This is a genomic window from Staphylococcus sp. GDY8P198P (genome assembly GCF_017891615.1).
Taxonomy (GTDB): domain Bacteria; phylum Bacillota; class Bacilli; order Staphylococcales; family Staphylococcaceae; genus Staphylococcus; species Staphylococcus cohnii.
The window spans coordinates 24,420-48,748 of the sequence record NZ_JAESJQ010000001.1; the positions used below are offsets into that span (position 1 = coordinate 24,420).

A 24,329-nucleotide genomic window follows, 5' to 3' on the forward strand; every position below is an offset into this window, starting at 1 on the left:
AAACCCTAAGCAATACGATTTCACGATATGCTTAGGACTTTTAATTTTTAATGTATGACATAATTAAAATAAAAATACATTTAACTTTAATTACTAAAAATATTTTTAATTTTGTTCCAATCATTTTTGTTAAACTTTTTTATAAAACGCTCCGATTGTTTTCGTTATTAACACCATATTGCAATCTGTAATTTGACAGCATCAGAGTACTTTTTAGGATTTAACCCTGTTTCTTTTTCACATTTTTCTAACCTATACAATAAAGTATTTCTATGGATGTACAATTTTTTAGAAGTTTGCGTTATATTTAAATCATTTTGAAAGAAAGCTTTTAGTGTATCTATACTCTGCTGATCCACATTACTTAATATCCTTTTTTTAAATCGTTCTCTTATATTTTTATCAATTTGATATAAAAGTGTTTTTTCTTCCACATCTTCAAATGAAGTCACGATCTTTCCATTTTCAGCTAACATAAATACCAACTCACACTCTTCATATGCATTTCTAAAGTCTTTTAATCTTTTAAACATAAGACTTGAGGCAATTTGGACTTTCAGCTCTAAGTTTTGAAATATTTGGTATATATTATTGATTTTATTATCTAAAGCTTGCATCGAATGAGCAGTAGCAAGAATAACGATGCGGTTATAATTCGTAAATGCAATTGTAAATGAACTAGCATCTATCCTGCTCGTTAATGAACGAACAATACTATTTCTAGAAAATATCTGTTTTTCGATATCGATAATGATACATTTTCTATAAGTTAATAAATCAATATTAAGTTGTTTCATTAAATATTGAATAAAGGATTTTGATGATTCACTTTTTAATAACTCCTCTATAAATAATTCTTGACTTCGTATTTGTCCCTCCAATTCGTACGTAAAATAATTTTGATAAAGTAACAATTCTGTAGACATTTTAACTAAGTCTGCTACATGTGTTATTTGATTAGGATTGCCTGTAATACCAATAACACCAACGATATTATCTTGGAAAATTATGGGTAAGTTTATACCTGCCTGAGTACCTTTAAAATGCAAACTATCTTCCTGGTTGATTACCACTGTTTTTTCTTGTTTCAACACTTCAATAGCACCTTCGTGAAGCGTACCGATACGACTTTTATCGAAAGATGCAATAATTACTCCATTAAAATTCATAATATTAATATTAGTTTTGGTTCTTTTAGCTGTTTCTTTAACGATTAGCGTTGCCATTTCTTCAGTCAATATATCCAATTATCTCACCACTTGTTATTTATATACAAATTCAAAGTATTATTTTTGTATAGTTTAACCCTTTTTTCAATATAATAAAATCGTTAAACTTAAAACAACACATTTTAGAAAGCGCTTTCTTAAAAGGAGAAATTCACAATGGAAATCATATTAGCACCTGATTCATTTAAGGGAAGTATGAAGGCAAGCGAAGTAACAAAGTATATGAAAGATAGCATACTGGAAATTTTCCCTGAATCTACCATTCATGATTTACCAATCGGTGATGGTGGTGAGGGCACAATGGAAGCATTAGTAAATGCAACAAATGGGACGTTTACTACGGTCAGTGTAACCGGACCTCTTGGTGACAAAGTAACAGCTCAATACGGGGTTTTAGATAATCATACTTGTGTCATAGAAATGGCAGAAGCTTCAGGATTAAAGCATTTAGCCCAAGAGGCATTAAATCCTTTATCTACAACAACATATGGTACAGGTGAATTAATTTTACACGCTTTGAATCAAGGATATAAAAATTTCATACTGGCGATTGGTGGTTCAGCTACAAATGATGCTGGCGCTGGCATGTTACAAGCTTTAGGGGCAGAGTTAAAAGATAATCAAAATCACTCAATAAATTTTGGGGGTGGCGAACTACAAAGTTTAGCTCAAATTGACTTATCAAATTTTGATCCTCGAATAAATCATTGCAATTTTATTATAGCAACTGATGTTCAAAATCCATTAGTAGGACCTAATGGTGCATCATTTATTTTTGGGAAACAAAAAGGTGCATCTGCACAAAATATGCAACAACTTGATGATAATCTCACGCATTGGGCTAATCTAGTTGAACATACCACAGGCGTTAGACTACACGATTTACCTGGTGCTGGTGCAGCAGGTGGTTTAGGAGGTGCATTCAAAGCGTTTTTCCCAAGTTACTTTAAAGAAGGTATTCAGGTAGTTATGGAATATATACAATTCGAAAAATACTTAAAACAAGCAGACTTAATTCTTACTGGAGAAGGAAAAATTGATAAACAATCTTTTTATGGAAAAGCACCAATCGGCATTGCACAATGTGCCAAAAAATATGATATTCCAGTTATTTTTATAGGAGGATCAGTAGAAGTTGATGCAAAAGACCTAAAAGACAGTGGTATTCTCAGCGCTTTTAGTTTAAGTAACGGACCTATGTCATTAGAAGAAACATTTTTAAAATCGGAAAAATTGATAAAACAAACAACCAAGAATATTGTAAAAACATTTTTCCATAACCAATAACATATTAAGGGGATGTTAGTTATGAGAATTAAAGATACAATAGAAAAAATACCTGGAGGATTGATGGTAGTCCCATTACTTTTAGGCGCTACTATAAACACCGTTGATCAATTACATTTAAGCCCTATAATGAATCTACTTAAGTCACTCGGTTCACCCAAAACTGAACAAGGCTATTACGAAATGCTTCAAATCGGGGGATTTTCACAAGAACTATTTAAAGATAGTGCACTTGTCTTAATTGCACTTTTTATCTTTTGTGTAGGAAGTCAAATGAATTTAAAAATTGGCGGTAAAGCCTTAAAAAAAGGTATGCTATTAACAACAACAAAATATTTTTCTGGGTTAGCGGTAGGACTCTTATTAGGCTCAATATTTGATCCTTGGAGTGGATTATTCGGTTTGTCTATAATAGCTGTAATTGCAGCAATGACAAATAGCAATAGTGGTATGTATGCTGCTTTAACCAGTACTTATGGGAATCGTTCAGATGTAGGTGGTCTGTCCATACTTGCTATTAATGATGGACCATTGTTAACTTTGATTTCATTGGGATTTATTGGTACAACCTTTCCAATCATTTCATTTATTTCTGTACTTTTACCTTTAAGTATAGGTATGATATTAGGAAATCTTGACCCTAAAATATCAGAATTTTTACGTCCTGGTGAAACCATACTCATCCCCTTTTTCGCCTTTTCTTTAGGTGCTGGTATGAATTTAGCTGAATTCTTTAATTTTTCCGTATTATCAGGAGGCTTAACGTTAGCACTATTGACCTTTATTTGTACCGCATTTACTGGTATCATTGCCTTTAAAATATTTAAAGAAAAGAGTGTAATTGCACCAATTTCTGAATCATCTACAGCAGGTAACGCAGTATCTACACCTGCTGCAGTAGTTGCTGCTGCTTCTACAGCGCTCGCAAATGGTAATCTGAGTCAAAGTGAGTTTGCTATGATTGAGAAAGTAGCACCTATCGCGACAGCACAAATTTCAATTTCAGCTATTACTACAGCAATATTGTGCCCAATAGCAGTCATATTGGTCGATAGGTATCAAAAAAGTAAAGGAATATATGGAACAAAGGAATATGTTGCTCACTCGGCCAAAACACATTCTAATGCGCAAATAAACACACGCTTTTATGAAAGCGCTTCATATAAGGAGGAAGATCGACCTTGAATACAGAGATATTATATGGAAAGTCAAACCTTAAAATAGAATTACCTGAAAATAGCGTCTTAATAGAGCCAAAACCTATACCTGCACTCGATAATGATATACAAGCCATACGCGATGCATTAAGGAATCCTATCGATTCGGATCCGCTTGAAGATTTAGTACAATCCAATCAAACAGTTTCAATCGTTATTAGTGACATCACTCGCCCTACGCCGAATCATATACTTGTACCACTTATTGTAGAGTCCCTTGCACATGTACCTTTAGAAAATATTGTCATCATCAACGGCACTGGTACACATCGAGATCAAACCGAAGATGAATTAATACAAATGCTAGGTGAAGATATCGTAAACAACATTAGAATTGTACATAATCATTGCAATGATAAACAAACTTTAAAAAAAGTTGGTCATAGTAAATACGGATGTGATGTTTACTTAAACAAAGATTATGTAGATTCTGATTTCAAAATTGTAACTGGCTTTATAGAACCACATTTCTTTGCTGGATTTTCAGGAGGTCCAAAAGGAATTATGCCTGGTATTGCAGGTATAGAAACAATCATGACATTTCACAATGCTAAAATGATCGGTGATATTCGTTCTACTTGGGGGAATATGACAGATAATCCAGTGCAAGATATGACTCGAGAAATTAATGCCATGTGCAAACCTGACTTCATGCTCAATGTAACATTGAACAAAGAAAAAGAAATTACAGAAGTCTTTGCTGGAGAACTGTATAAAGCACATGATTTGGGATGTGCTTATGCTAAAAAACACGCTATGTTCAAATGTGACCATCGTTTTGATGTCGTTATCGCATCTAATTCTGGTTATCCACTTGATCAAAATTTATATCAAACAGTCAAGGGAATGAGTGCTGCTCATAAAGTGGTTAAAGAAGGAGGCAGTATTATCATGTTATCTGAATGCAGCGATGGTTTCCCAAATCATGGTAATTATGCAGAAATACTGAAGATGGCAGACACCCCAGAAGCACTTGTCAAAATGATTAATGACCCAAACTTCGCCATGCTAGACCAGTGGCAAGTACAAAAACAGGCTGTGATTCAGACTTTTGCAGATGTGTATTTATATTCCAAATTAACTGATCAACAAGCAAAAGATGCTATGTTACATCCTATTTCAAATATTGAAGCAACATTAAAATCTTTAGAACAACAATATGGAAAAGACATGAGTATTGGAGTTATGCCACTAGGTCCCCTTACTATACCGTATGTAGAATCATAATTTTCAATGAGTCCAAAAATATTCAAGGAGGAAATTTAAATAATGACTAAATTACAAGATAAAGAAGTTAAACTTGAAATGATTTTAAAAGAAATGGAAACAGTCGTTATTGCTTTTTCAGGTGGTGTTGATAGTAGCTTAGTCCTAAAAAAAGCAATTGATGTACTAGGTATCAATAATGTAAAAGCAGTGATAGTTAAATCAGAATTATTTAGAAACGAAGAATTTAATCAAGCTATTCAACTCGGTAACACGTTAAATGCAGATATCTTAGAGACTGAAATCGAAGAATTAAAAGAACCACACATCATTAAAAACACACCCGACAGTTGGTATTACAGCAAATGTTTATTATACGCAAAACTAGAAGATTTAAGAAAAACATTTGGATTCAATTATGTGTTAGACGGCATGATTATGGACGATATTTCAGATTTCAGACCTGGTCTTAAAGCGAGATCTGAATATGGTGTGAGAAGCATTTTACAAGAAGTTGAACTTTATAAAGAAGAAGTGCGAGAACTTAGTAAATCAAATGGCTTACCTGTTTGGAATAAGCCAGCACTCTGTAGCTTAGCTTCTCGCATTCCATATGGTGAACCACTTAGTTTCAACAAAGTTAATAAAGTTAATGAAGCGGAAAAATTTATTTTGAGTTTAGATATTAATAACGTTAGAGTACGTTATCATGACAACATTGCGCGTATCGAAGTTGATGAAACGGATATTGTTCCAATTATTCAACATAGAAACCAAATTTCACTACGCCTTAAAGAACTGGGTTTTGACTATGTCACAATTGACTTAGAAGGCTATCGTACAGGTAGTATGAATGAGGTCATACAATCTTAATTTTAACGCTATAATATAAAGGTGGTTTAACTATGACAGGTAAATATGATTCCATTGAATCATTATTGCAAGCTGTAAAAACAGATCAACTATCAATATCTGAGGCTAAAGTAGAATTAAATCAATATGATGAATTAGGTTTTGCAAAAATTGACCTGCATCGTAGAAAGCGCCAAGGATTTCCAGAAGTAATATTTGGCGAAGGTAAAACTGAACAACAATTAGTGAAAATCATCCACTCATTAATATTACACGAAGAAACAATATTAATTACTCGTGTCAATAATGAAAAAGCCAATTTTATTTGTGAAACATATCCTCAATTGGTATATCATGCAACAGCACAAATCGTTTGTACATCATTAGAGCATATTACCAAAACACAACGTCAAGCTGCCATCATTTGCGCTGGCACGTCTGATCTTCCTGTAGCGGAAGAGGCTGCTATAACAGCAGAAGTAATGGGGATATCCGTAAAAAGGTTTTACGATGTTGGGGTCTCTGGTATCCACCGACTTTTTGCTCATATTGATGATATTCGCAACTGCAACGTATCTGTAGTAATAGCTGGCATGGAAGGTGCGTTAGCAAGCGTAGTTGCTGGCTTAGTTGACCACCCTGTCTATGCCGTACCGACTAGTGTTGGTTATGGTGCGAATCTAAATGGTGTCACAACATTGTTATCAATGATTAATTCATGTGCACCTGGTTCTAGTGTACTTAATATTGATAATGGCTTCGGTGGTGGTTATAATGCTGCTATGATTGTCAATATGTTGGAACAACATTCAGGGATGGAGTGAATGATATGACAAATACAATATATTTAGATTGTCACGCTGGTATTGCAGGTGATATGTTGCTATCTTCTCTAGTAGATTTAGGTGCAAATATAGCTTACATTGAATCTCATTTACAAAAGTTGCCACTTAATGATTTTAAGCTGCGCTTTTCTAATCAAAACAAGCAAGGTATTCAAGCTAAGCATCTAAACATTGATTTTAGTGAAACGACACATCATAGAACAGCTGCTGATATTACAAATATGATACAGGATAGCGATTTACCTGAAAGAGTTAAAGTACGAAGCCAAAAAGTCTTTGATACGATTGCTCATGCAGAAGCTAAAATTCATGGGATGTCCGTCGAAGAGGTGCACTTTCATGAAGTAGGCGCAATGGATTCCATTATCGATATTATCGGGGGCTGTCTTGCTTTAGAAAATTTGAAAATTGATGAATTACACGCTTCTCCAATTCCAACAGGTGGAGGTAAAGTAAATATCGCTCATGGATTATATCCTGTTCCTGCACCTGCAACGGCAGAAATTTTAAAAGGCATACCGCTCGCTTCTTTTGATATTAATAGCGAATTAACGACACCAACCGGAGCAGCTTTCATTAAAGCATTAACATCTAAAATTGGCCCTTTACCTTCTGTCACAATAGAGCAGATTGGTTATGGATGTGGCACCAAAGACTTTGATTTCCCAAACATATTGAGAGCAATTCAATTCAAAACTAAAGATAATACACCAACGCAAGTCCAAGTAATAGAGAGTCAGATTGATGATATGTCTGCTGAAATGCTAAGTTACTTTCTTGAACAAGTTTTAGAAGATGGTGCATTAGATGCATACTTCACACCTATCACTATGAAAAAAAGTAGGCCAGCCACTCAAATCACAGTCATTTGTAAGATAGAAAATGCACAATTTTTCGAAGACTATGTTTTAAAAAATACATCGACATTAGGTATTAGAAGTTACACGGTTAATCGTAAAGTACTCCATAGACAATTCGAAACAATTCATACAAATTATGGAGCGATTTTAGTAAAAACAGCAATGTTAAACGGCAAAATAATTAAGGCAAAACCAGAATTTGAAGATGTGCGAAACGCCGCAATTCAAGCCAACAAACCATTCTTACATGTATATAATCATATTAATCAAGAGATTCAAAAACATATACAGATTGATTGAACTACTTAAAAAGTTATGACACATAAATCCTAATATAATAAGCCTATAACTGAGATTCTGTAAAATTCAGTTATAGGCTTATTTCATTTTAGCATTTAATATGATTAATTATTTTTTGTGTTTTCTGGCTTTTGAGCATCCGGATTGGTGTATTTTGATGGATTGTAATCGGCACCTTTCGTATAATCAGCAGAAGCATCCCATAATAAAAATTCATTTATATCATGATCTTTTAACGCTTGTACTTGTGCAGTTACTTCTGTTTTGTCATAGACTTTATACTGCCCTTCTCCTAAATAAGATGCTGTAAAATCTTGAAGCCATGGACGAGATTTAACCTTTTTATGATCGATACCTTTGAGTGCTTCTTTTTCCTTATCAAGATAACGATCCACTGTTTTATAAGGTTCTGTATCTGGAGCTTCTAATCCAAAATCACCTGGACTCCAATGAGAAGGATAAATCATCGATGAAATGACATCTACATTCTTTGCGATTTTAGGGAAACTTTGCCCAATACCTGGTGTTTCTTTAACAGTAGCTGCGTAACCAAAAACATCAGCGGATGTTTGAACATCGTATGATTTCAAATCTTTACGTGCTGTTTTTAAAAAATTAGTAATCGTATCCACACGTTGCTCAACATGATTTAAATCACTATTTTTATATTTTCCATTTGAATACTGCAGTGATTTATCCTTATTTTCAAATCCCTCAGGAAATCGAACATAGTCAAATTGTACTTCTTTAAATCCTGCTTTAGCCGCTTCTTTTGCAACTGCAATATTATAATTCCATACTTTATCATTAAAAGGATTTGAAAAACTATCTCCACCTTCATTTTCCCAAACATTACCATCAGACGTTTTAAATGACCAATCCGGTTTTTTTTGAGATAATCTAGAATCTTTAAATGTAACAATACGTGCAATTGGATAAATATTGTTTTTTTCCATCGCTTTCATGATTTTTTTCACATCAACACTATTCACTGTATTACTGCTAATCAATTTATTGTCACTTTTAAAGTCCATCGTTATATTTCCTTCATCATCTTTAACATCAATTACCATGGCATTTAATTCTGTTTCATTTATAAATTGAATGAGCTCTTCAAAGTTTTTACCATTTGCTGAATTAGGTGTGACATAGATACCTTTCACACCGTCTTTTGGATAGTCAATATCACTATATGTATGCTTATTCGATTTGCTTGTGCTTTCTTTTCCTCCATTTGTTTCTTTTTCATTGTTAGAACCACTGTTACAAGCTGACATCATTAATACAGCCACAAGTAGCATCACTATAAATTTCCAAACCCTCATTAAATTATCTCCCTTCCCCTTAATCATTTCAACGACAAAAACATTTCAATGACAAATAAGTATTACACTACACATATTATAGTATTTTAATATTTTAAACAACGTAATTTCAAAACTTTTATTTACAAAAAAGACAGAAATAGTGATCAACTGACGTATTGACGACTTATTTCTGTCTTTTAGCTGTTATTTTTAATATTATGAAATCAACTGTGTCCAAATTTTATTTAATTGAAGGTCCTATGCTTAAATTTGCACTCGTTAATGCTTGCTCTAAGACATCTAGTACATGAATACTGTGTTCTAATTGTCTTGTTGCAAATATAGTATTTTGTTCCCGAATCACTTTTTCGATTTTCACAAATTCTTCATACATTCGATGCTTGTGTGCATTTACTTGATAATACTGTGTACCACCAGTGTGATATTTTAATTCGAATGCATTCAACTCGTTTGTAGGACCTTTAAGATTAATTGTAGCTTTGTCTCCTTGAATATAAGATTGATTATCAGAACTAGAATCTTTAGCTCCGATACAAACCACTTTCATATCTTCATATTCTAATTGTAAGATTCCAGAAGTATCGATATTTTTTTCAATATTTGCAAAGTATGTCACTTTATTAGGTTTACCAAATAAGCCTACTGCTAAATGGATATTGTAAACATTTATATCCATTAATGCGCCTCCGCCCTTACTTGGGTCAAATGCTGGTTGAATAATGTCATTTTTAAAATCATCAAATCTTGAAGAATACTGAGAATAGTTAAACTGAGCAATTTTGCAATTCCCAATTTCTGGTATGCTTTGCTTTAGTACGTCATAATTACTTAAATACAAATTTGTAATAGCTTCAATTATAATCACATGTTGTTGCTCGGCTAAATCTTTTAGTGTGATGAGCTCTTCTGCAGTTAATGTAAATGGTTTTTCACAAATCACATGCTTATTTTGCGCTATTGCTTTACGTGCGTATTCAAAGTGAAGATGATTGGGAACAGCCAAATAAACAGTATCTATCTTTTCATCTTCTATAAACGCTTGATAATCTTCATAGACTTGTTTAATATCAAATTGCTTTTGCAATTGAGCTACATTCTCAGGATTACGTCCAGTAGTCACTATGCTTTGTATATGAATTTCAGGTACCTCTGACATCACTGGCAACGCTTCTTTTACAATTTTTCCGGCTCCAACTATACCTATATTCATAAATTTCCCCTTTTTTATCATAAAAATTTATTGTCTATATTGAAATAACTATGACTTTTTCGAATCAAAAATCAAATCATCCATTACGATCATAAAGGCTGTAATATTTATCTGTTCAGCCTTATAATGCATAATACGTCATAGTTTGTTTGTCCATTTTATCATCTGTATATAATTATATTTGAATGTTTCAGGACAATTTTAAATGTTGAGTTAATATCACTTTATTACGTGGTCTTGTACTATTTCCCAAGAAATAACTGCTTGTGTACAAATCATTTACCACTACATTGATTTTAGCAAATGTTCACTCTTGTTATTAACTTAAAATTAATTCAACGAGTTCTTCTGCTGACGTTTTACCGAAATAGTAAGGAATATCAATTTCACTTAAAGCATCAAGCAAATCTGCTTTAACAACTCGAACACCAATAAGTTGCTGTTCAACTTCTTTAATCTCACCTTGTCCGAAAAAATCACCATAAATACGACATGCAACAATACGACCTTGTTCAACGGCTAGTGTGATATCAATGGTGCCTGCAGCTAATTTCGCATCTCTATTATATTCATAACGTGGAGAACGTCCATAGTTCCATTCCCAATTCTTGTATTTTTTTGCCACCATTTCATCTATTACATGCCAGTCTGCTTCACTTAATTCGTAACGTTTAACGTCATTGATATCGTCTAAGCCCAATAATTGTTTAATCATTAAGTCTTTAAACTCATGTATAGTAATATTTTGATATTCAATTGCTAAATTGTCACGAATACTTCCAACTCTCGACCTAACAGATTTAATTCCTTTAGATTCAATTTTTTTACGGTTCGGTTTCAACACTTTAATCATTGCTTCGTAATCAACATCTAATAAGAGTGAGTAACCACCATAGATACGTCCATTGATCAAAGTCATTGCAGCACCAGAAATTTTCTTTCCATTAATCTCTAAATCATTACGCCCACTTTGAACGACTTCAGTAGCACCTAAATTATGTAACGCCTTAATTGCTGGCTCATAAAACTTTTGAAAATCACCATATATCGAATTATCATTTTGTAAAAGACAGCACATATTCACAGCACCACGATCTACATAAACTGCGCCACCTCCAGTTTCACGACGCATCACTTGTATACCGTGTTCATCTATATAATCTTGATTAATCTCTACTGCTGTATTTTGAAAACGACCTATTTCTACTTTTGGATCGCAATAATAAGGTAATAAAATATCATCATCTAAAAAAATATTTTGACTTACATAGACTTGCATTGCAGTATTAACTGCACCGTCTGTTATATATTCACCATTTCGAATCGGTTCAATTAAATACATAGTTTTCTCCTACTTTGCTAATTTATTATTTGCTTCTAAAACTAATGTCGAAATATCATCCGTTAAATGTATTGTTCGTTCACGTATATTTTGAGGTATCCTATATGCTTTTTTATTTAATGTCATAAATAATGCATCAGAATTCTGTCTTGTCATACGTTGAAAAGGATGTTTCACAAACTGAGGTGTAGTATAACCAATACCGATTTCTAAATATAGAACTTTTCCTTCCTTATGATTTTCAAGAAACTGATTGTAACGAGATAATTGTGCCTCAAAATCTGCATCTTCTACCATACCGACTTGTGCTTTTCGCTTATTAATTTCCATAGGTGCATCACATTTGGGACAATGTGGTACAAGTTCGCGCGGCACTTCCATATTTGATTGCTCTTGGATCATTTGACGGATTGCCTCATCGTCTCTATAGGTTTGTGGATGACAATGTTGACTACACTGCCATAGAATATATTCACCTTGGATATGAAATACTTTGTCCAAATCATAACCAGCAACTGCAAACGCATTATCTGCATTAGTGGTAATAATATGATGCGCTTTGTTTTTTAGTATTTCTTTCAGCGCAACATAGGATGCACCTACTGGTTGATCTAAATAATTCAATGCAACAAATCTACTTTGAAATGCCCAGTATTCTTGCCAACTTTCAAATGTATGAAGACTTGCTTGCAACATATCAAAAAATCCATATTTTTCTATAAAATCCGGAAAATTTTGGGTAAATCTTTTTCCTATATACGTAAACCCATCTGAAGCAGACATACCTGCTCCTATGCCTACAACTACTGCATCTGCTTCATCTATAGCTTGTGCTAATACATCAGATTGACTACTTTGATTTGTTGACATAACACGCCATGTTGTTTCAGTCATAACGTTTTAGCTCCTCCTTATATAATTGTGCATCTGTATCAGTGAACACGTTAAAAATAATCTTCGTATCATCCATATGATGCTCTTTTTTATAATCCAATACAGTGTTAATGGCTATCTTTGCAGCTTCTGCTTGAGGAAAGCCAAACACACCTGTAGAAATACAGCAAAACGCTATACTTTTTAGCGAATGTTGTTTTGCAATTTCTAAACAACTTCGATATGCGCGTGCCAACAAATCTTTATTCATATCAGATACAGGTAATTTGCGAACTTGTGGCCCTACTGTATGAATTACATATTGGGCTGGCAAATTATATGCTGATGTTATTTTAGCTTTTCCTATACCTTCTTTTTTCCCTTGTGCTTCCATAATTTCATGACATGCCAAACGTAACTGTACCCCAGCTTTAGTATGAATGATGTTATCAATACAATTATGATTAGCTTCAAAACAACCTAATAATTGACTGTTTGCTGCATTCACTATCCCATCTACTTTGAGTTGAGTGATATCTCCTTGCCATAAAAATACATCATCACCAATCATTGGCGACAATGTATCAATATGAGTAACATGTTGACGATTCATCGTTTGTAAAAATGCATCTTGTACATCTAAATAAGTGTCAGCAATAGGTCGAGGTAATCTTACATTGGCGAGCCCTCTATACATTTCCCAACGTGATGTTTCATCTTCCGGTAAATTTAAAGTTGTTTCACCATTTGCTTCACGCCATAAATATTCAATTAAATAAGATAAGCGCTCTTGTTGTTGCATATATTATGCCTCTGGTAGTGCGTTAAATGCTGCTTCATCAACATTTTCTAATTTAACTAACCAATTCTCTTCTGGTTTTTCTGAATTCAAAATTGTTGGTTCATCTTCTGCTTTTGTATTTCGTTCTACAATCGTACCAGCTAATGGAGATTGAACATCTAACACTGTCTTAGAAGCCTCAATACTTACTATTTCGTCATCTACTTTCACTTCATCGTTACCTATAAATTCTACGTACCCAACTGTACCTATATCGTCTTGTAACTCTGGCGTCATACTATAAACATATTGTGCGCCTACTTTTTCTACCCATAAATAATTCGCTAATTTTTTCATAATAAATACTTCCCTTCATAAATAATTTATAAATATATTTCTGCAAGCAATTCAATAGCTCGACAACGTGCTTCAATACTCGGTATCAAAGGCACCACCATGACTTCATCTGCATTAAAATCTTGTATCATGCGATCTATTTGTGGCTTCGCACTTTCTTTGGTGCCAACAATGATGCGTGCACGACTTTGAGCTATTTGTCGCTCATCTTTCTCTGTACAATGATAAGATTGTGCTGTTTCAGGCGAGGGCATACGTTCAAATTCAGCAAACTGTTCCTTACCTAATAACCATATATCTAGACTTTGGCCCAAAGTTTCTGCTTCTTCTACTGTATCAGCTAATGCAATAAAGACAGTAATCATCACAGATGGCGCCATATTTAATGACGATGGTTGAAATGCGTCTCTATACATTTTCACACTATCTTTTGCTTTAGCTATTGCTTTAGCATTAGGTAATAGAAAAGTACCTAATGTATAACCTATACCTTGTGCCCCCGCCTTTTTAGCCGATGCTACACTGGTGCTCAGCAACCACATGCTGGGCATGAATTTCGTACTTGGTTGTGCTACAACGCGATGATGTCGCTGCTGCGTCTGTTGTTCTGTTAAATAATGTCTCACATCTTCAATAGACTGCCCGTAGTCTAAAAAGTGTGATTTTGTTTCATTCATCGCCGATTTCACTTGAGCAGTACCTGCATTATTGCCAATACCTAAATCGACACGTCCAGGATGAAGTGCTTCTAACATACGGAAGTTTTCAGCAACTTTATATGGGCTGTAATGAGGTAACATCACCCCACCTGACCCCAGAGAAATGTTTTTTGTTTTATTTAAAATTTGCATCATTAATAATTCAGGACTACTACATGCAAATGCTGGTACATTATGATGTTCTGTTAACCAAAAACGTTTATAGCCGAGTTTGTCAGCTAACTGTGCTAATCGAACAGTGTCTTGTAAAGCTTCTTCGGCAGATTTGCCTTCGTCAATCACAGCATAATCTAACACATTAAATTGAACCACGTGAATTACCACCTCCACCAATCATACATTATACAATACGCTTTGTTAACGATTGTTCTTAAAGCAAGTATATTTGAGTATCTTATGACTTTCAGTTAAGATAAATGCAACGTAACATCACTATACACTCTACTTAATACAACATGCGTCCACTTTAAATTGTCTACACCTTATAGGATAACGGATATAGAGAATTTTTGTTAGATTTTGCTTAAAAAATTTCTACTTTTTAATCGTTTTGACCCTTTTATATTTAAGTGTTACTTTAAAATTATTAATAACAACGAAGATAGAGGTTATAATTATGAATATGAATTACAATGCATTATTAAAGCCACTAACATTGCCAAATGGTATTGTCTTAAACAACCGTTTTGTTTTATCTCCAATGACAACTAATTCTTCTACACAAGACGGACATATCACAGAAGCAGATATTAATTATGCACGACGTCGTGCACACTCAGCACCACTTCAAGTTACTGGCGCCGCTTATATTGAACCTTATGGACAATTATTTGAATATGGTTTTAGCATTACTGATGATAGTTGTATCCCTGGCTTAACAACTTTAGCTAATGCTATGAAACAAAATGGCAACAAAGCAATACTACAACTTACGCATGCCGGTCGTTTTTCAAATCAAGCTATTTTAAACTTTGGTCAAGTATTTGGTCCAAGTGCGATGACCTTAAATTCTCCAATTAAGCATGAAGTTTTATCTATGACTACAGACAAAATCAAATCCGTTATACAGCAATATGCAGATGCAACATCACGTGCAATTAAAGCAGGGTTTGATGGTGTTGAAATTTCAGCTGCACAACGTTTATTAATCCAAACTTTTTTCTCGACTTTCTCTAACTTAAGGACCGATGAATATGGTAGCCAAAATTTAGAGAATAGATCACGCTTTGAATTAGAAATATTAAAAGCTGTTCAAAATGTTATTGATCGAGAAGCACCTTCACAGTTTATTTTAGGTTATCGTGCCACACCCGAAGAAACACGTGGTAGTGATGTAGGTTACACTGTTGATGAGTTTAACCGTCACTTAGACTGGGTGTTAGAAACTGCCAATATTCAATATTTAGCGATTGCAAGTTGGGGACGTCAAATCTATCAAAATAAAGTACGTTCTGAAGGAAAATATAACGGAGAATATGTCAATGCGGTCGTTTATAAATATCTCAACGGACGCATTCCTCTCATTGCTAGCGGAGGTATTAATTCTCCTGATAGTGCTTTGGACGCCTTACAAAATGCGGATATGGTGGGCATGTCATCACCATTCGTCACTGAACCAGACTTCGTTACTAAATTAAAAGAACAAAGACCAAATGACATTGATTTACATGTAACTCTGGAAGATATAGATGAATTAGCTATCCCTTATGCTGCTTTTAAAGATATTGTAAAAATGATGGATTATGGTGAAGGTTTAAAGAAAGAAACTCGAGATGAATTGCGTAAACTTGAAACAAATTATGATGAAGTAAATTATAAAGAAGTAGATCATAAAAATGGGACATAAGGCTTCCACGATATAAAAATTATGATTCTAAAAGCACACACGATGAAAATCATCATGCATGTATTCAACAAATTCAATACTTAATAACTAGTTACAAAATGCACTAAAATGCGCTTTGATATTTATTTCAATCATGTTTTGTTAAACATTTTTTAAAAAAGCAGGCTCGAAAATTAATGTTCGAATTTTCGAGCCTGCTTATTTATACTATTTTCACAAAGTGTATTGGCAAATGTTTAATATAAACCTTTTAATTCATTACTTGTGTCAATAAATATATTTTTAACTTGTTGATAGTTACTCAATGCTGCTTTATACGTTTCACGACCAATACCTGATTTTTTATAACCACCAAATGGTGCGCCTTCAGGCACTTGGTTATACGTATTTATCCAAATTCTGCCTGTTCTAACTGCTTTAGCAATATTCAATGCGCGAGTAATATCTTGTGAGAATACCCCACCTGCTAAACCATAGTCAGAATCATTAGCAATTTTAATCGCTTCTTGATCGTCTTTCACTTTAATTACTGTTAAAACTGGACCAAATATTTCTTCTTGCGCTAATTTATTTTGGTTATCACTAACTGCAATCAGCGTTGGTTCTATAAAGTATCCTTTATCTAATCCATTTTCAACAATACGTTTGCCTCCAGTTAACACCTCAGCATTTGATTGTTCAGCATAATCGATATATGACAATATTTTATTCATCTGTTCATCACTCGTTTGGCTGCCCATTTGAGTATCTTCATCTAATGGATCACCAACCTTAATATTTGAAAATGCCTCTTTTAATCTAGAAATTAACGTGTCGTATATACCTTCTTGAACCAATAAACGTGAGCCTGCACTACATACTTCACCTTGATTAAATAATATACCGAGTTGGATACCTTCAACAGCTAAATCTAAATTTGCATCATCCAAAATAATATTGGCACTTTTACCACCAAGTTCTAATGTGGCAGGGACAATACGTTTTGCACCTGCATCGGCAACTTGATAGCCGACATCTGTTGAACCTGTAAATGATAATTTATCTACACCTTCATGATTAAAAATAGCATTACCTGATTCTGAACCTTTACCAGTTACAATATTAACCACACCTTGTGGCAATACTTCTTGAAAAATCTTTCCTGCTTCTAATAAACTTAAAGGCGTTGAGGAAGATGGCTGAATAACAATTGTATTCCCTGCAGCAATGGCTGGTGCAATTTTCCATGCTGCTAAGAGCATTGGGAAATTCCAAGCTACTACAGCACCAACAACGCCAATAGGTTCATGACGTACGATACTCATAGTATCTTTATCAATATCATTAACCGAACCTTCATGTGTTTCAATAACACTTGCAAAATAGTTAAAATGTCTTGCAGCGTATGGTATATCAATCGTTGAAGTTTCACGAATCGGTTTACCATTATTCAAGGTTTCCACTGTTGCAAGTTTATCTTTATTTGCCATCAATTTTTCACTGATTTTTCTTAATAAATTCGCACGCTCTGTTTTAGAAGTTAAACTCCATGATTCAAAGGCGCTTTGGGCTGATGATACAGCTTTGTCGATATCCGTTTCGTCAGCTTTGGAAATATTTGATAGTATCTCCCCTGTAGCTGGATTAACAACTTCTAATGTTTCTCCACTATTACTTTTTACAAATTCACCATCAATTAACAATCCATAATTCTCATCAACATAATCTTTTATATTTACTGTCATGACAATCTCTCCTTTGTTTTGGTGTTATTGATAATAACTTTATTTAAACCTATAGTTAACCTAACGTCACAATTCCATTGTAAACGAATATGTGCTGTTTTTAAAAAATTTCCAATTATCACCCGTTTTGTTGGGCAAAAGCTTTGCCTATCGCATCTAATTTTTCTGGTGCATCATGTACATCCATGTGCACTTCTACAAAATGTATCATGTTAGGAGTTTGATTGATTTCATTTAATGCTGTTGCTAACGCATTACTTGTTGTAACATCATGTATCTTAACTTCCGTATCTTTCATACCAAACACGAACGGTAACTGCTTGTAGTCCCACATTTTGATATCGTTGTATGGTGCGCTTTCACCATGAATTTTACGTTCCACTGTATAACCATCGTTATTTATTACAAAAATAACTGGTTTTAAATCCTCACGTATGATTGTTGATAATGCTTGAACAGTTAACTGTAGTGAACCATCACCAATCAACAGCACATTTCTACGTTGTTTGTCTGCAATTTGTGTTCCTAAAGTCGCAGGTAAAGTATAACCGATTGAGCCCCATAATGGTTGTCCTATAAATGTATTATCTTTAGAGAAAAGTAAGTCATAAGCACCAAAGAATGATGTTCCTTGTTCAGCAAGTATAACGTCCTTGGGTTGAATAAATTGTTGCATTAATTTGAAATATGTTGACTGTTTTAATGGCTCATCACTTAATTCAACTGTTTCGTTGGTTAATTGATAACGCGGATAGCTTACGTCAGCCGTATAATCAATTCCCAATAAACTATCTAGTAAATCTGCAAGTCTTACTTCTTCATCGCGTAATTCATCTACTTTGAAATGATGATGATTAATCATGATTACATTTTCTAAATTGAATTTATAAGAAAATCCAGCTGTAGCAGAATCCGTAAGTTTTGCTCCAATATTCAAAATTACATCACTATGATCTACATAAGCTTTAATTTGTTCATCTGCGATCTTTCCATCATAAATACCCATATAATATTGATTTTCTTCATTGAAAGCCCCTTTACCTAAGGACAATTGAGCAACTGGTATATGTGTTTGGTTAACAAATTGTTCTAGTTTGTCATGCAGCCCAAAACTATTGATTTCATGACCAGTAATAATTAAAGGCTGCTTCGCATTTTTCAATTTGTTTTCTATTATGTCTATATAACTGTCAACATCTTGTTTGACTGGCGCCGTATATTGATACGGTGTTTGTACTTCAATATTTACAGCAGCTACATCGATAGGTAAGTGTATATGCACGGGACGTTTTTCATTAATTGCTGCATTGATTAATCTTGGAATTTCAGTTTGTGCATTTTCTGGAGTAATATATCCTTGTGCTGTCGTGATAGGTTTATACATTTTTCGATAATCATCAAATGTGCCTTCACCTAATGAATGGTGAACATATTTACCAGCACGTTCAACTTCACGAGTTGGTGCTCCTGTGATTGCTATGACTGGTACACGTTCTGCATAAGCACCTGCTATACCGTTAACCGCACTTAGCTCTCCCACACCAAATGTTGTTACCATAGTACTAATGCCTTTGATTCTTGCATAGCCGTCTGCTGCATAACTAGCGTTAAGTTCATTTGTGTTACCAATCCATTCCATATCATCTCGATTGATAATATCATCTAAAAATGTAAGATTAAAATCACCAGGCACGCCAAATACTTTATCAACACCAACTGAGCGAATTGCATCCATCAAATATTGTCCTACTCTTTTTTGCATACATCATTTCTCCTTTAATGTGTTTCATTTTCATTACACATTAAATATAACTTGTTAAATAAATTAGGTCAAGTTTGTTGACTTATTTATACCTCCAAACAAAATAAAGAGACTTGCTTTCTAAAATCTAGAAAACAAACCTCTGATATAAATAATTGTATTCAGTAAATGTAACTTCGCTATACTATTGACAAAAATACTTAAAAAATTATTCTTGGTCGCCTTTCAAATATTTTACTGATTGAAATCCTTCTCTATACGAAGCAAATTCTTCCATAATTGCATACCAATCATTGCCTACTTTTTCTTGAATTTCTTTAAACATATCATTTTGCGCTTTATTTAATTTACGAACTAAGTTCCGGCCTTTTTCTGTTGGATACAACGTTTTAATACGCTTGTCCTCTGGCGCTTGTTTTTCTACAATGAATGCCTCATCTCTTAGTTTTTTTAAAGTTGCATGGCTACCTTGTTTTGAAATTTCTAGATTTTTCAATAAATCTTTAATCGAGATACCAGGGACTTTTTCAATAAAAAATAAAAATCTATGGTGTTGGCGATTCAAACCATAATCTTTAATGATTTCATCCGCTGTCGTAATAAATGTTTTATATGCAAAGTAAAATAGCAAATTTTCATAGTCATTATTTTTTATTTCCATAAGTCACAATCCTTTTTAAATATGTCTTAAAATTTTGGGAGGTAAATTTATTTCAACGCTTTAATAAAACGTTCAACGCCGTCTTTAGCAGTTTGGGGTGCGCAAGCCACATTCATTCTTAAAAACCCTCTGCCTTCTTCACCATACTTTGTCCCAGGTTCAAGCGCGACTTTACCTTTTTCTAGTAATTTTGTCATTATTTCTTCTTCAGTCAAGCCAGTTTCTCTATAATCAATCCATAACAAATAGGTTGCTTGAGGCTTTTTAATCTTTATTTGTGGTATAGCTTTGGTAATTTCTGAAATAACATAATCCATATTTGAAGAAACAATATTTATGAGCTCATTAAGCCAATCTTCTCCATGGTTGTAAGCAGATTCTAGTGCAACTGCTCCAAATGGACTAATGCGGTTAATACCTAAACCATGTGTCGTAAAATTAGCCGCTAATGCTTGTCTAACATCTTTATCAGGCGAAATAATCAGAGCAGCATGAATACCTGCTAGATTAAATGTTTTTGTAGGTGCAGTGCATGTAATGATTTTTTGTGCTTCTTTATCAGACGCTAATTTATCAAGAGGAATATGTTGATAACCTGGAAATACCAAATCGGCGTGGATTTCATCTGATAATATTAACACGTCATATTTAACACAAAGTTCAATCACTTTTTTTAAAGTGTCTTTAGACCAAACAATCCCGCCTGGATTATGTGGGTTGCATAAGATAAACATTTTCACGCCTTGCTTCAACTTTTCTTCAAAGTCTTCAAAGTCAATTGAGTAATTTCTATCATCTTCTATCAAAGCACACGTAATTAATTGTCGAGTCATACCTGAAGGTAAATTGGAAAAAGGTGGGTAAACTGGAGGCGTGATTAAAACACTGTCTTTTGGAGCTGTAAATGTCTCAATAATTGACGCTATCGCAGGAACTACGCCAGAATGCGCAAGAATCCAATCTTTCCCAACATGCCACTCATGACGTTTGTTAAACCAAGATTGAATTGCATTTTTACAGTGTTCATCTAAATAAGAATAGCCAAACACGCCGTGATCGACACAATTTTTTAATGCATCAATTACTGGTTGAGGTGCCTTAAAATCCATATCTGCAATCCACATTGGCAGTATGTCTGAAGCATCATCAATATGATACACATCCTCCATCGTATCCCATTTAACTGATCTCGTCTGTTTTCTATTAACAACTTCATTAAAATTATAAGTCATTACAACCACTCCTTTATCTTAAATCACTTTACTGTTGATTCTTTTTCTCAAAAAAACAATATAACCCAAAATGACATATACCACGGCCAATGACACAAAAATAATTTCACATATCAACATGAATTGTAATAAGGTTTGTATTGGGCTCGGAAAACGCATATGATACATAAAATTAAAATAAGCAGTCGCTGTTGTTACCCATGGAAACGTTAAAGCAGCAAATGAAAATTTAAAATTGATAGCCATTAACTTAGGAATAAACGTTAATGAAACTACAAAAAGTAATTGGGATATGATAAAGCCAAATATCGTCAATATGAAGTCATCAAATTTTGCACTAATTAAAAAGCCATTAAAACAAAGTGCTGCTGGAGCCGCTATGATGACTGCCATTGGAAATTGGTTTTCGTTATATAAGCGCCAAGTTTTTTTGATTAAAATAATCGCTATTAATATTATAAAACAAAAAGTTGCTATATATACCGTGAATTCACCTAAAACTGGATTAAATTCTTTTGCAGTTTCAGATATTACACCTATTCCTACAAATGTGACAAACCAACTCGTATTCGGCAAAACACTACCTTTGTTATGTAATATTAGATGATAGTAAATGAAACCTGCGATAATGATGAATTGGATGATAATGGTTAACCACCATAACCATATTAGTATACCTAGATTGACGTTTAAGTGATGCTTTATGATGTAAATGATTGTCATTAGAGCCATTGGAAAAGTTGGGAAAGTAGCACAGATATTACGATCGCTCAATTCATCCCGTACTGTATTGGGATATAATATGCATTTTTGTATAAATAACAATAAAATGATACAACTCAATATAAAAAATAACACCGCTAAGCCATGCCAAGTCATATTAAACAGCAAATTACTAAGTGACGCGATCCCTAATGCTAATCCACAAATAGCTGTTGGTAATACTTTTATCAATTTATAAAACATAATTTTTAATCCTTTTATATTATATAGTTATATGATTACTATACTATGTCCATACTATTTATGTGTAAAATAAGATTATTATTTCATAATCGTTTTTTCATTTGACTTAATTTACTATGCCTTTATCTGTACATTGATTCAATTGGTACGCATAGTTGAATGTCTCATTTATATCAGTATATTAATCTTCAATAACGTCTAGTCCTTTGTCTCGCAATTCCTTTATGCCTTTGAGCATTTGATTAATTTCGTCATCCGAATGTCTTTCCCATGCGCTTAATTCCGCGACAATTTTCAGTGGTTCACTAGAGCGATAAGAAAGCGTTGGATTGCCAGGAAATTTTTTATCTGTGACATTCGGATCGTCTTCGAACTCTCCTAATGGTTCAACAACATAAATATGCTCTTCTGCTATATCTTTAGACAAAGCAACTGCAAGTTCAGCTCCCCATTTTGCTGCTTCTAATGTACCAGTGAAATATATATGATTCATAATTCGGTCCTGATAATTAGATTTATACAAAGGATATAATAAATCACCAATCTCCAATTCAGCTTTCGTCCCATGTAAATATAAATTTTGCCCAAACTGCGCTTTTGTACTGTTCATCGTGTAGCCCCCTTCATAATCATTAAGCTGTTAAATTATTATATGCAATATCTATTGGAAAATACAGACTATAATATCTGAAATTCTCATAGTATAATTAAAGCAAAGGACATTTTAAATTTTTATAACTTTATATCATTTTTGAACAATTGCTAATTATAAAAAATAATGAATAACATAGCGGTATTTAAAAAACTTCTCCTTTTTTATATCTAAACAAAAGCGGGGCTACTAAACTTCAATTCGTTTAGATAGCCCCGTTTTATATACGATAATGATATTTAACTTACTAAGCATTAAACCCACTATTTAAATGGACTAACTCATCTGCTTTATCTGTAAAGACGCCGTCTACGCCCCAATTTGACAATTGATTTGCCCTCATTTTACTATTTACAGTCCATACATTTAACTCATAACCTGCATTTTTAATTGAACGCACGCGTGCTTGACTCAGTTTTGCATCTTCTATATTGACAATCGTTGATCCACAATAATCTAAAAGTGTTCTCCAATCACCTGTAAAAGCTGCTGCTTTAAAAAGAACTGCCCGCTTAAATTGTGGCATTAATTGCTGTGATAATTTCAATAAAACAATATTAAAACTAGATAATAAAACGTCCGAGCTTGAATTTAATGCTTTTAATTTTTCTGCAATTTGTTTAACCATACTTTCTGATAAAGCACTGCCATTTCCACCAGTTACACCCTTTAATTCTATATTTAAATTCATTTTATATTTATTAGCAAATGCAATCACATCATCAAAAGTCGGTAATTTTTCTTCTGCATACTTTGCATTAAACCAATTACCAGCAGATACATTTTTGATTGCATCATAATTTAATTGTGTAATTTCACCTATCATATCTGTTGTTCGATCTAAAAAATCGTCATGAATAATGACCAGCTGTTCATCTTTTGTAATTGCAACATCAAGCTCAATCCATTTTAATCCAGTCACATTTGCTGCTGCTTCAAATGCTGCCAACGTATTTTCAGGAGCTTTACTTGATAATCCTCTATGAGCATAAACTGTAAACATATCATCTTCCCTTTCAATGTGATTTTAGTGTAATTATGATATGTCATGAACCATAATTCAAATTATCTAAGTTATTA

At 33.5% G+C, this 24,329-nt stretch carries 22 protein-coding genes; 7 read left to right on the plus strand and 15 right to left on the minus strand.

Features of this window, described 5'->3' with window-relative positions; translation table 11 throughout:
• Positions 1-167 precede the first annotated feature (167 nt).
• Positions 168-1,247, minus strand: a complete 1,080-nt coding sequence (locus tag KA824_RS00095; RefSeq protein WP_107385769.1) for a CdaR family transcriptional regulator — start codon at positions 1,245-1,247, stop codon at positions 168-170.
• Positions 1,248-1,385: 138 nt separating this feature from the next.
• On the opposite strand from KA824_RS00095, the gene KA824_RS00100 reads away from it, so the two are divergent.
• The 6 genes from KA824_RS00100 to larC are packed head-to-tail and all read left to right on the plus strand — an operon-like array spanning position 1,386 to position 7,796.
• A complete protein-coding gene (locus KA824_RS00100; protein ID WP_181187272.1) occupies positions 1,386-2,516 on the plus strand; it encodes a glycerate kinase in 1,131 nt (376 codons plus the stop codon).
• Between the two features lie 21 nt (positions 2,517-2,537).
• Positions 2,538-3,701, plus strand: a complete 1,164-nt coding sequence (locus KA824_RS00105; protein ID WP_181187273.1) for a 2-keto-3-deoxygluconate permease — start codon at positions 2,538-2,540, stop codon at positions 3,699-3,701.
• On the plus strand, positions 3,698-4,960 hold the full coding sequence (gene larA, locus KA824_RS00110; RefSeq protein WP_181187274.1) for a nickel-dependent lactate racemase: 1,263 nt from the start codon (positions 3,698-3,700) through the stop codon (positions 4,958-4,960). The genes KA824_RS00105 and larA overlap by 4 nt, the downstream gene beginning before the upstream one ends.
• A 42-nt stretch (positions 4,961-5,002) precedes the next feature.
• A complete protein-coding gene (gene larE / locus KA824_RS00115) occupies positions 5,003-5,812 on the plus strand; it encodes an ATP-dependent sacrificial sulfur transferase LarE (protein ID WP_154409512.1) in 810 nt (269 codons plus the stop codon).
• Positions 5,813-5,844: 32 nt separating this feature from the next.
• On the plus strand, positions 5,845-6,615 hold the full coding sequence (gene larB / locus KA824_RS00120) for a nickel pincer cofactor biosynthesis protein LarB (protein ID WP_107385765.1): 771 nt from the start codon (positions 5,845-5,847) through the stop codon (positions 6,613-6,615).
• Between the two features lie 5 nt (positions 6,616-6,620).
• Positions 6,621-7,796 carry a nickel pincer cofactor biosynthesis protein LarC gene (larC, locus tag KA824_RS00125; RefSeq protein WP_107385764.1) on the plus strand — a complete coding sequence of 392 codons (1,176 nt, stop codon included), beginning with the start codon at positions 6,621-6,623 and terminating at the stop codon, positions 7,794-7,796.
• Between the two features lie 104 nt (positions 7,797-7,900).
• On the opposite strand, the gene KA824_RS00130 is transcribed toward larC, so the two are convergent.
• The 7 genes from KA824_RS00130 to KA824_RS00160 all read right to left on the minus strand — a co-directional run bounded on the left by KA824_RS00130 (position 7,901) and on the right by KA824_RS00160 (position 14,718).
• Positions 7,901-9,121, minus strand: a complete 1,221-nt coding sequence (locus tag KA824_RS00130; protein ID WP_119517548.1) for a putative glycoside hydrolase — start codon at positions 9,119-9,121, stop codon at positions 7,901-7,903.
• A 223-nt stretch (positions 9,122-9,344) separates the two neighbouring features.
• Positions 9,345-10,334, minus strand: a complete 990-nt coding sequence (locus tag KA824_RS00135; RefSeq protein WP_107517873.1) for a Gfo/Idh/MocA family protein — start codon at positions 10,332-10,334, stop codon at positions 9,345-9,347.
• 319 nt (positions 10,335-10,653) lie between these two features.
• On the minus strand, positions 10,654-11,676 hold the full coding sequence (gene lplA, locus KA824_RS00140) for a lipoate--protein ligase (protein ID WP_103211410.1): 1,023 nt from the start codon (positions 11,674-11,676) through the stop codon (positions 10,654-10,656).
• Between the two features lie 9 nt (positions 11,677-11,685).
• Positions 11,686-12,570, minus strand: a complete 885-nt coding sequence (locus KA824_RS00145; RefSeq protein WP_107385762.1) for an SIR2 family NAD-dependent protein deacylase — start codon at positions 12,568-12,570, stop codon at positions 11,686-11,688.
• Entirely contained in the window at positions 12,563-13,351 is a 789-nt protein-coding gene (locus KA824_RS00150; RefSeq protein ID WP_119517546.1) for a protein-ADP-ribose hydrolase, read from the minus strand. Before KA824_RS00150 ends, KA824_RS00145 begins: the two co-directional genes overlap by 8 nt.
• A gap of 3 nt (positions 13,352-13,354) precedes the next feature.
• The gene (locus KA824_RS00155; protein WP_019469141.1) at positions 13,355-13,687 is read right to left on the minus strand and encodes a glycine cleavage system H family protein; all 333 of its coding nucleotides are present in this window, start codon (positions 13,685-13,687) and stop codon (positions 13,355-13,357) included.
• A 26-nt stretch (positions 13,688-13,713) separates the two neighbouring features.
• Entirely contained in the window at positions 13,714-14,718 is a 1,005-nt protein-coding gene (locus KA824_RS00160; protein ID WP_107385761.1) for an LLM class flavin-dependent oxidoreductase, read from the minus strand.
• 304 nt (positions 14,719-15,022) lie between these two features.
• On the opposite strand from KA824_RS00160, the gene KA824_RS00165 reads away from it, so the two are divergent.
• Positions 15,023-16,252, plus strand: coding sequence for an NADH-dependent flavin oxidoreductase (locus KA824_RS00165; RefSeq protein WP_181187275.1), 1,230 nt, complete (start codon positions 15,023-15,025; stop codon positions 16,250-16,252).
• A 236-nt stretch (positions 16,253-16,488) separates the two neighbouring features.
• On the opposite strand, the gene KA824_RS00170 is transcribed toward KA824_RS00165, so the two are convergent.
• From KA824_RS00170 to KA824_RS00200, 7 genes are all read right to left on the minus strand, one after another.
• Positions 16,489-17,976, minus strand: coding sequence for an aldehyde dehydrogenase family protein (locus KA824_RS00170; protein WP_019469144.1), 1,488 nt, complete (start codon positions 17,974-17,976; stop codon positions 16,489-16,491).
• Between the two features lie 118 nt (positions 17,977-18,094).
• Positions 18,095-19,738, minus strand: a complete 1,644-nt coding sequence (locus KA824_RS00175) for an alpha-keto acid decarboxylase family protein (RefSeq protein ID WP_210133232.1) — start codon at positions 19,736-19,738, stop codon at positions 18,095-18,097.
• A 208-nt stretch (positions 19,739-19,946) separates the two neighbouring features.
• Positions 19,947-20,399, minus strand: a complete 453-nt coding sequence (locus KA824_RS00180; protein ID WP_019469146.1) for a MarR family winged helix-turn-helix transcriptional regulator — start codon at positions 20,397-20,399, stop codon at positions 19,947-19,949.
• A 47-nt stretch (positions 20,400-20,446) separates the two neighbouring features.
• Positions 20,447-21,631 carry a MalY/PatB family protein gene (locus KA824_RS00185; RefSeq protein WP_181187277.1) on the minus strand — a complete coding sequence of 395 codons (1,185 nt, stop codon included), beginning with the start codon at positions 21,629-21,631 and terminating at the stop codon, positions 20,447-20,449.
• 18 nt (positions 21,632-21,649) lie between these two features.
• Positions 21,650-22,597, minus strand: a complete 948-nt coding sequence (locus tag KA824_RS00190; protein ID WP_107504449.1) for an SLAC1 family transporter — start codon at positions 22,595-22,597, stop codon at positions 21,650-21,652.
• Positions 22,598-22,778: 181 nt separating this feature from the next.
• Positions 22,779-23,207 carry an NAD(+)--rifampin ADP-ribosyltransferase gene (gene arr / locus KA824_RS00195; protein ID WP_107385757.1) on the minus strand — a complete coding sequence of 143 codons (429 nt, stop codon included), beginning with the start codon at positions 23,205-23,207 and terminating at the stop codon, positions 22,779-22,781.
• A 289-nt stretch (positions 23,208-23,496) separates the two neighbouring features.
• Positions 23,497-24,252, minus strand: coding sequence for a glycerophosphoryl diester phosphodiesterase (locus KA824_RS00200; RefSeq protein ID WP_107385756.1), 756 nt, complete (start codon positions 24,250-24,252; stop codon positions 23,497-23,499).
• Positions 24,253-24,329: the final 77 nt, after the last annotated feature.

What these genes read in the sequence shown, in the direction of transcription:
- KA824_RS00100 (WP_181187272.1), top strand. Translation starts at nt 1,386, where the DNA reads ATGGAAATCATATTAGCACCTGATTCATTTAAGGGAAGTATGAAGGCA.
- KA824_RS00105 (WP_181187273.1), top strand. Translation starts at nt 2,538, where the DNA reads ATGAGAATTAAAGATACAATAGAAAAAATACCTGGAGGATTGATGGTA.
- larE (WP_154409512.1), top strand. Translation starts at nt 5,003, where the DNA reads ATGACTAAATTACAAGATAAAGAAGTTAAACTTGAAATGATTTTAAAA.
- larB (WP_107385765.1), top strand. Translation starts at nt 5,845, where the DNA reads ATGACAGGTAAATATGATTCCATTGAATCATTATTGCAAGCTGTAAAA.
- larC (WP_107385764.1), top strand. Translation starts at nt 6,621, where the DNA reads ATGACAAATACAATATATTTAGATTGTCACGCTGGTATTGCAGGTGAT.
- KA824_RS00130 (WP_119517548.1), bottom strand. Translation starts at nt 9,121, where the DNA reads ATGAGGGTTTGGAAATTTATAGTGATGCTACTTGTGGCTGTATTAATG.
- KA824_RS00135 (WP_107517873.1), bottom strand. Translation starts at nt 10,334, where the DNA reads ATGAATATAGGTATAGTTGGAGCCGGAAAAATTGTAAAAGAAGCGTTG.
- lplA (WP_103211410.1), bottom strand. Translation starts at nt 11,676, where the DNA reads ATGTATTTAATTGAACCGATTCGAAATGGTGAATATATAACAGACGGT.
- KA824_RS00145 (WP_107385762.1), bottom strand. Translation starts at nt 12,570, where the DNA reads ATGACTGAAACAACATGGCGTGTTATGTCAACAAATCAAAGTAGTCAA.
- KA824_RS00150 (WP_119517546.1), bottom strand. Translation starts at nt 13,351, where the DNA reads ATGCAACAACAAGAGCGCTTATCTTATTTAATTGAATATTTATGGCGT.
- KA824_RS00155 (WP_019469141.1), bottom strand. Translation starts at nt 13,687, where the DNA reads ATGAAAAAATTAGCGAATTATTTATGGGTAGAAAAAGTAGGCGCACAA.
- KA824_RS00165 (WP_181187275.1), top strand. Translation starts at nt 15,023, where the DNA reads ATGAATATGAATTACAATGCATTATTAAAGCCACTAACATTGCCAAAT.
- KA824_RS00170 (WP_019469144.1), bottom strand. Translation starts at nt 17,976, where the DNA reads ATGACAGTAAATATAAAAGATTATGTTGATGAGAATTATGGATTGTTA.
- KA824_RS00175 (WP_210133232.1), bottom strand. Translation starts at nt 19,738, where the DNA reads ATGCAAAAAAGAGTAGGACAATATTTGATGGATGCAATTCGCTCAGTT.
- KA824_RS00180 (WP_019469146.1), bottom strand. Translation starts at nt 20,399, where the DNA reads ATGGAAATAAAAAATAATGACTATGAAAATTTGCTATTTTACTTTGCA.
- KA824_RS00185 (WP_181187277.1), bottom strand. Translation starts at nt 21,631, where the DNA reads ATGACTTATAATTTTAATGAAGTTGTTAATAGAAAACAGACGAGATCA.
- KA824_RS00190 (WP_107504449.1), bottom strand. Translation starts at nt 22,597, where the DNA reads ATGTTTTATAAATTGATAAAAGTATTACCAACAGCTATTTGTGGATTA.
- arr (WP_107385757.1), bottom strand. Translation starts at nt 23,207, where the DNA reads ATGAACAGTACAAAAGCGCAGTTTGGGCAAAATTTATATTTACATGGG.
- KA824_RS00200 (WP_107385756.1), bottom strand. Translation starts at nt 24,252, where the DNA reads ATGTTTACAGTTTATGCTCATAGAGGATTATCAAGTAAAGCTCCTGAA.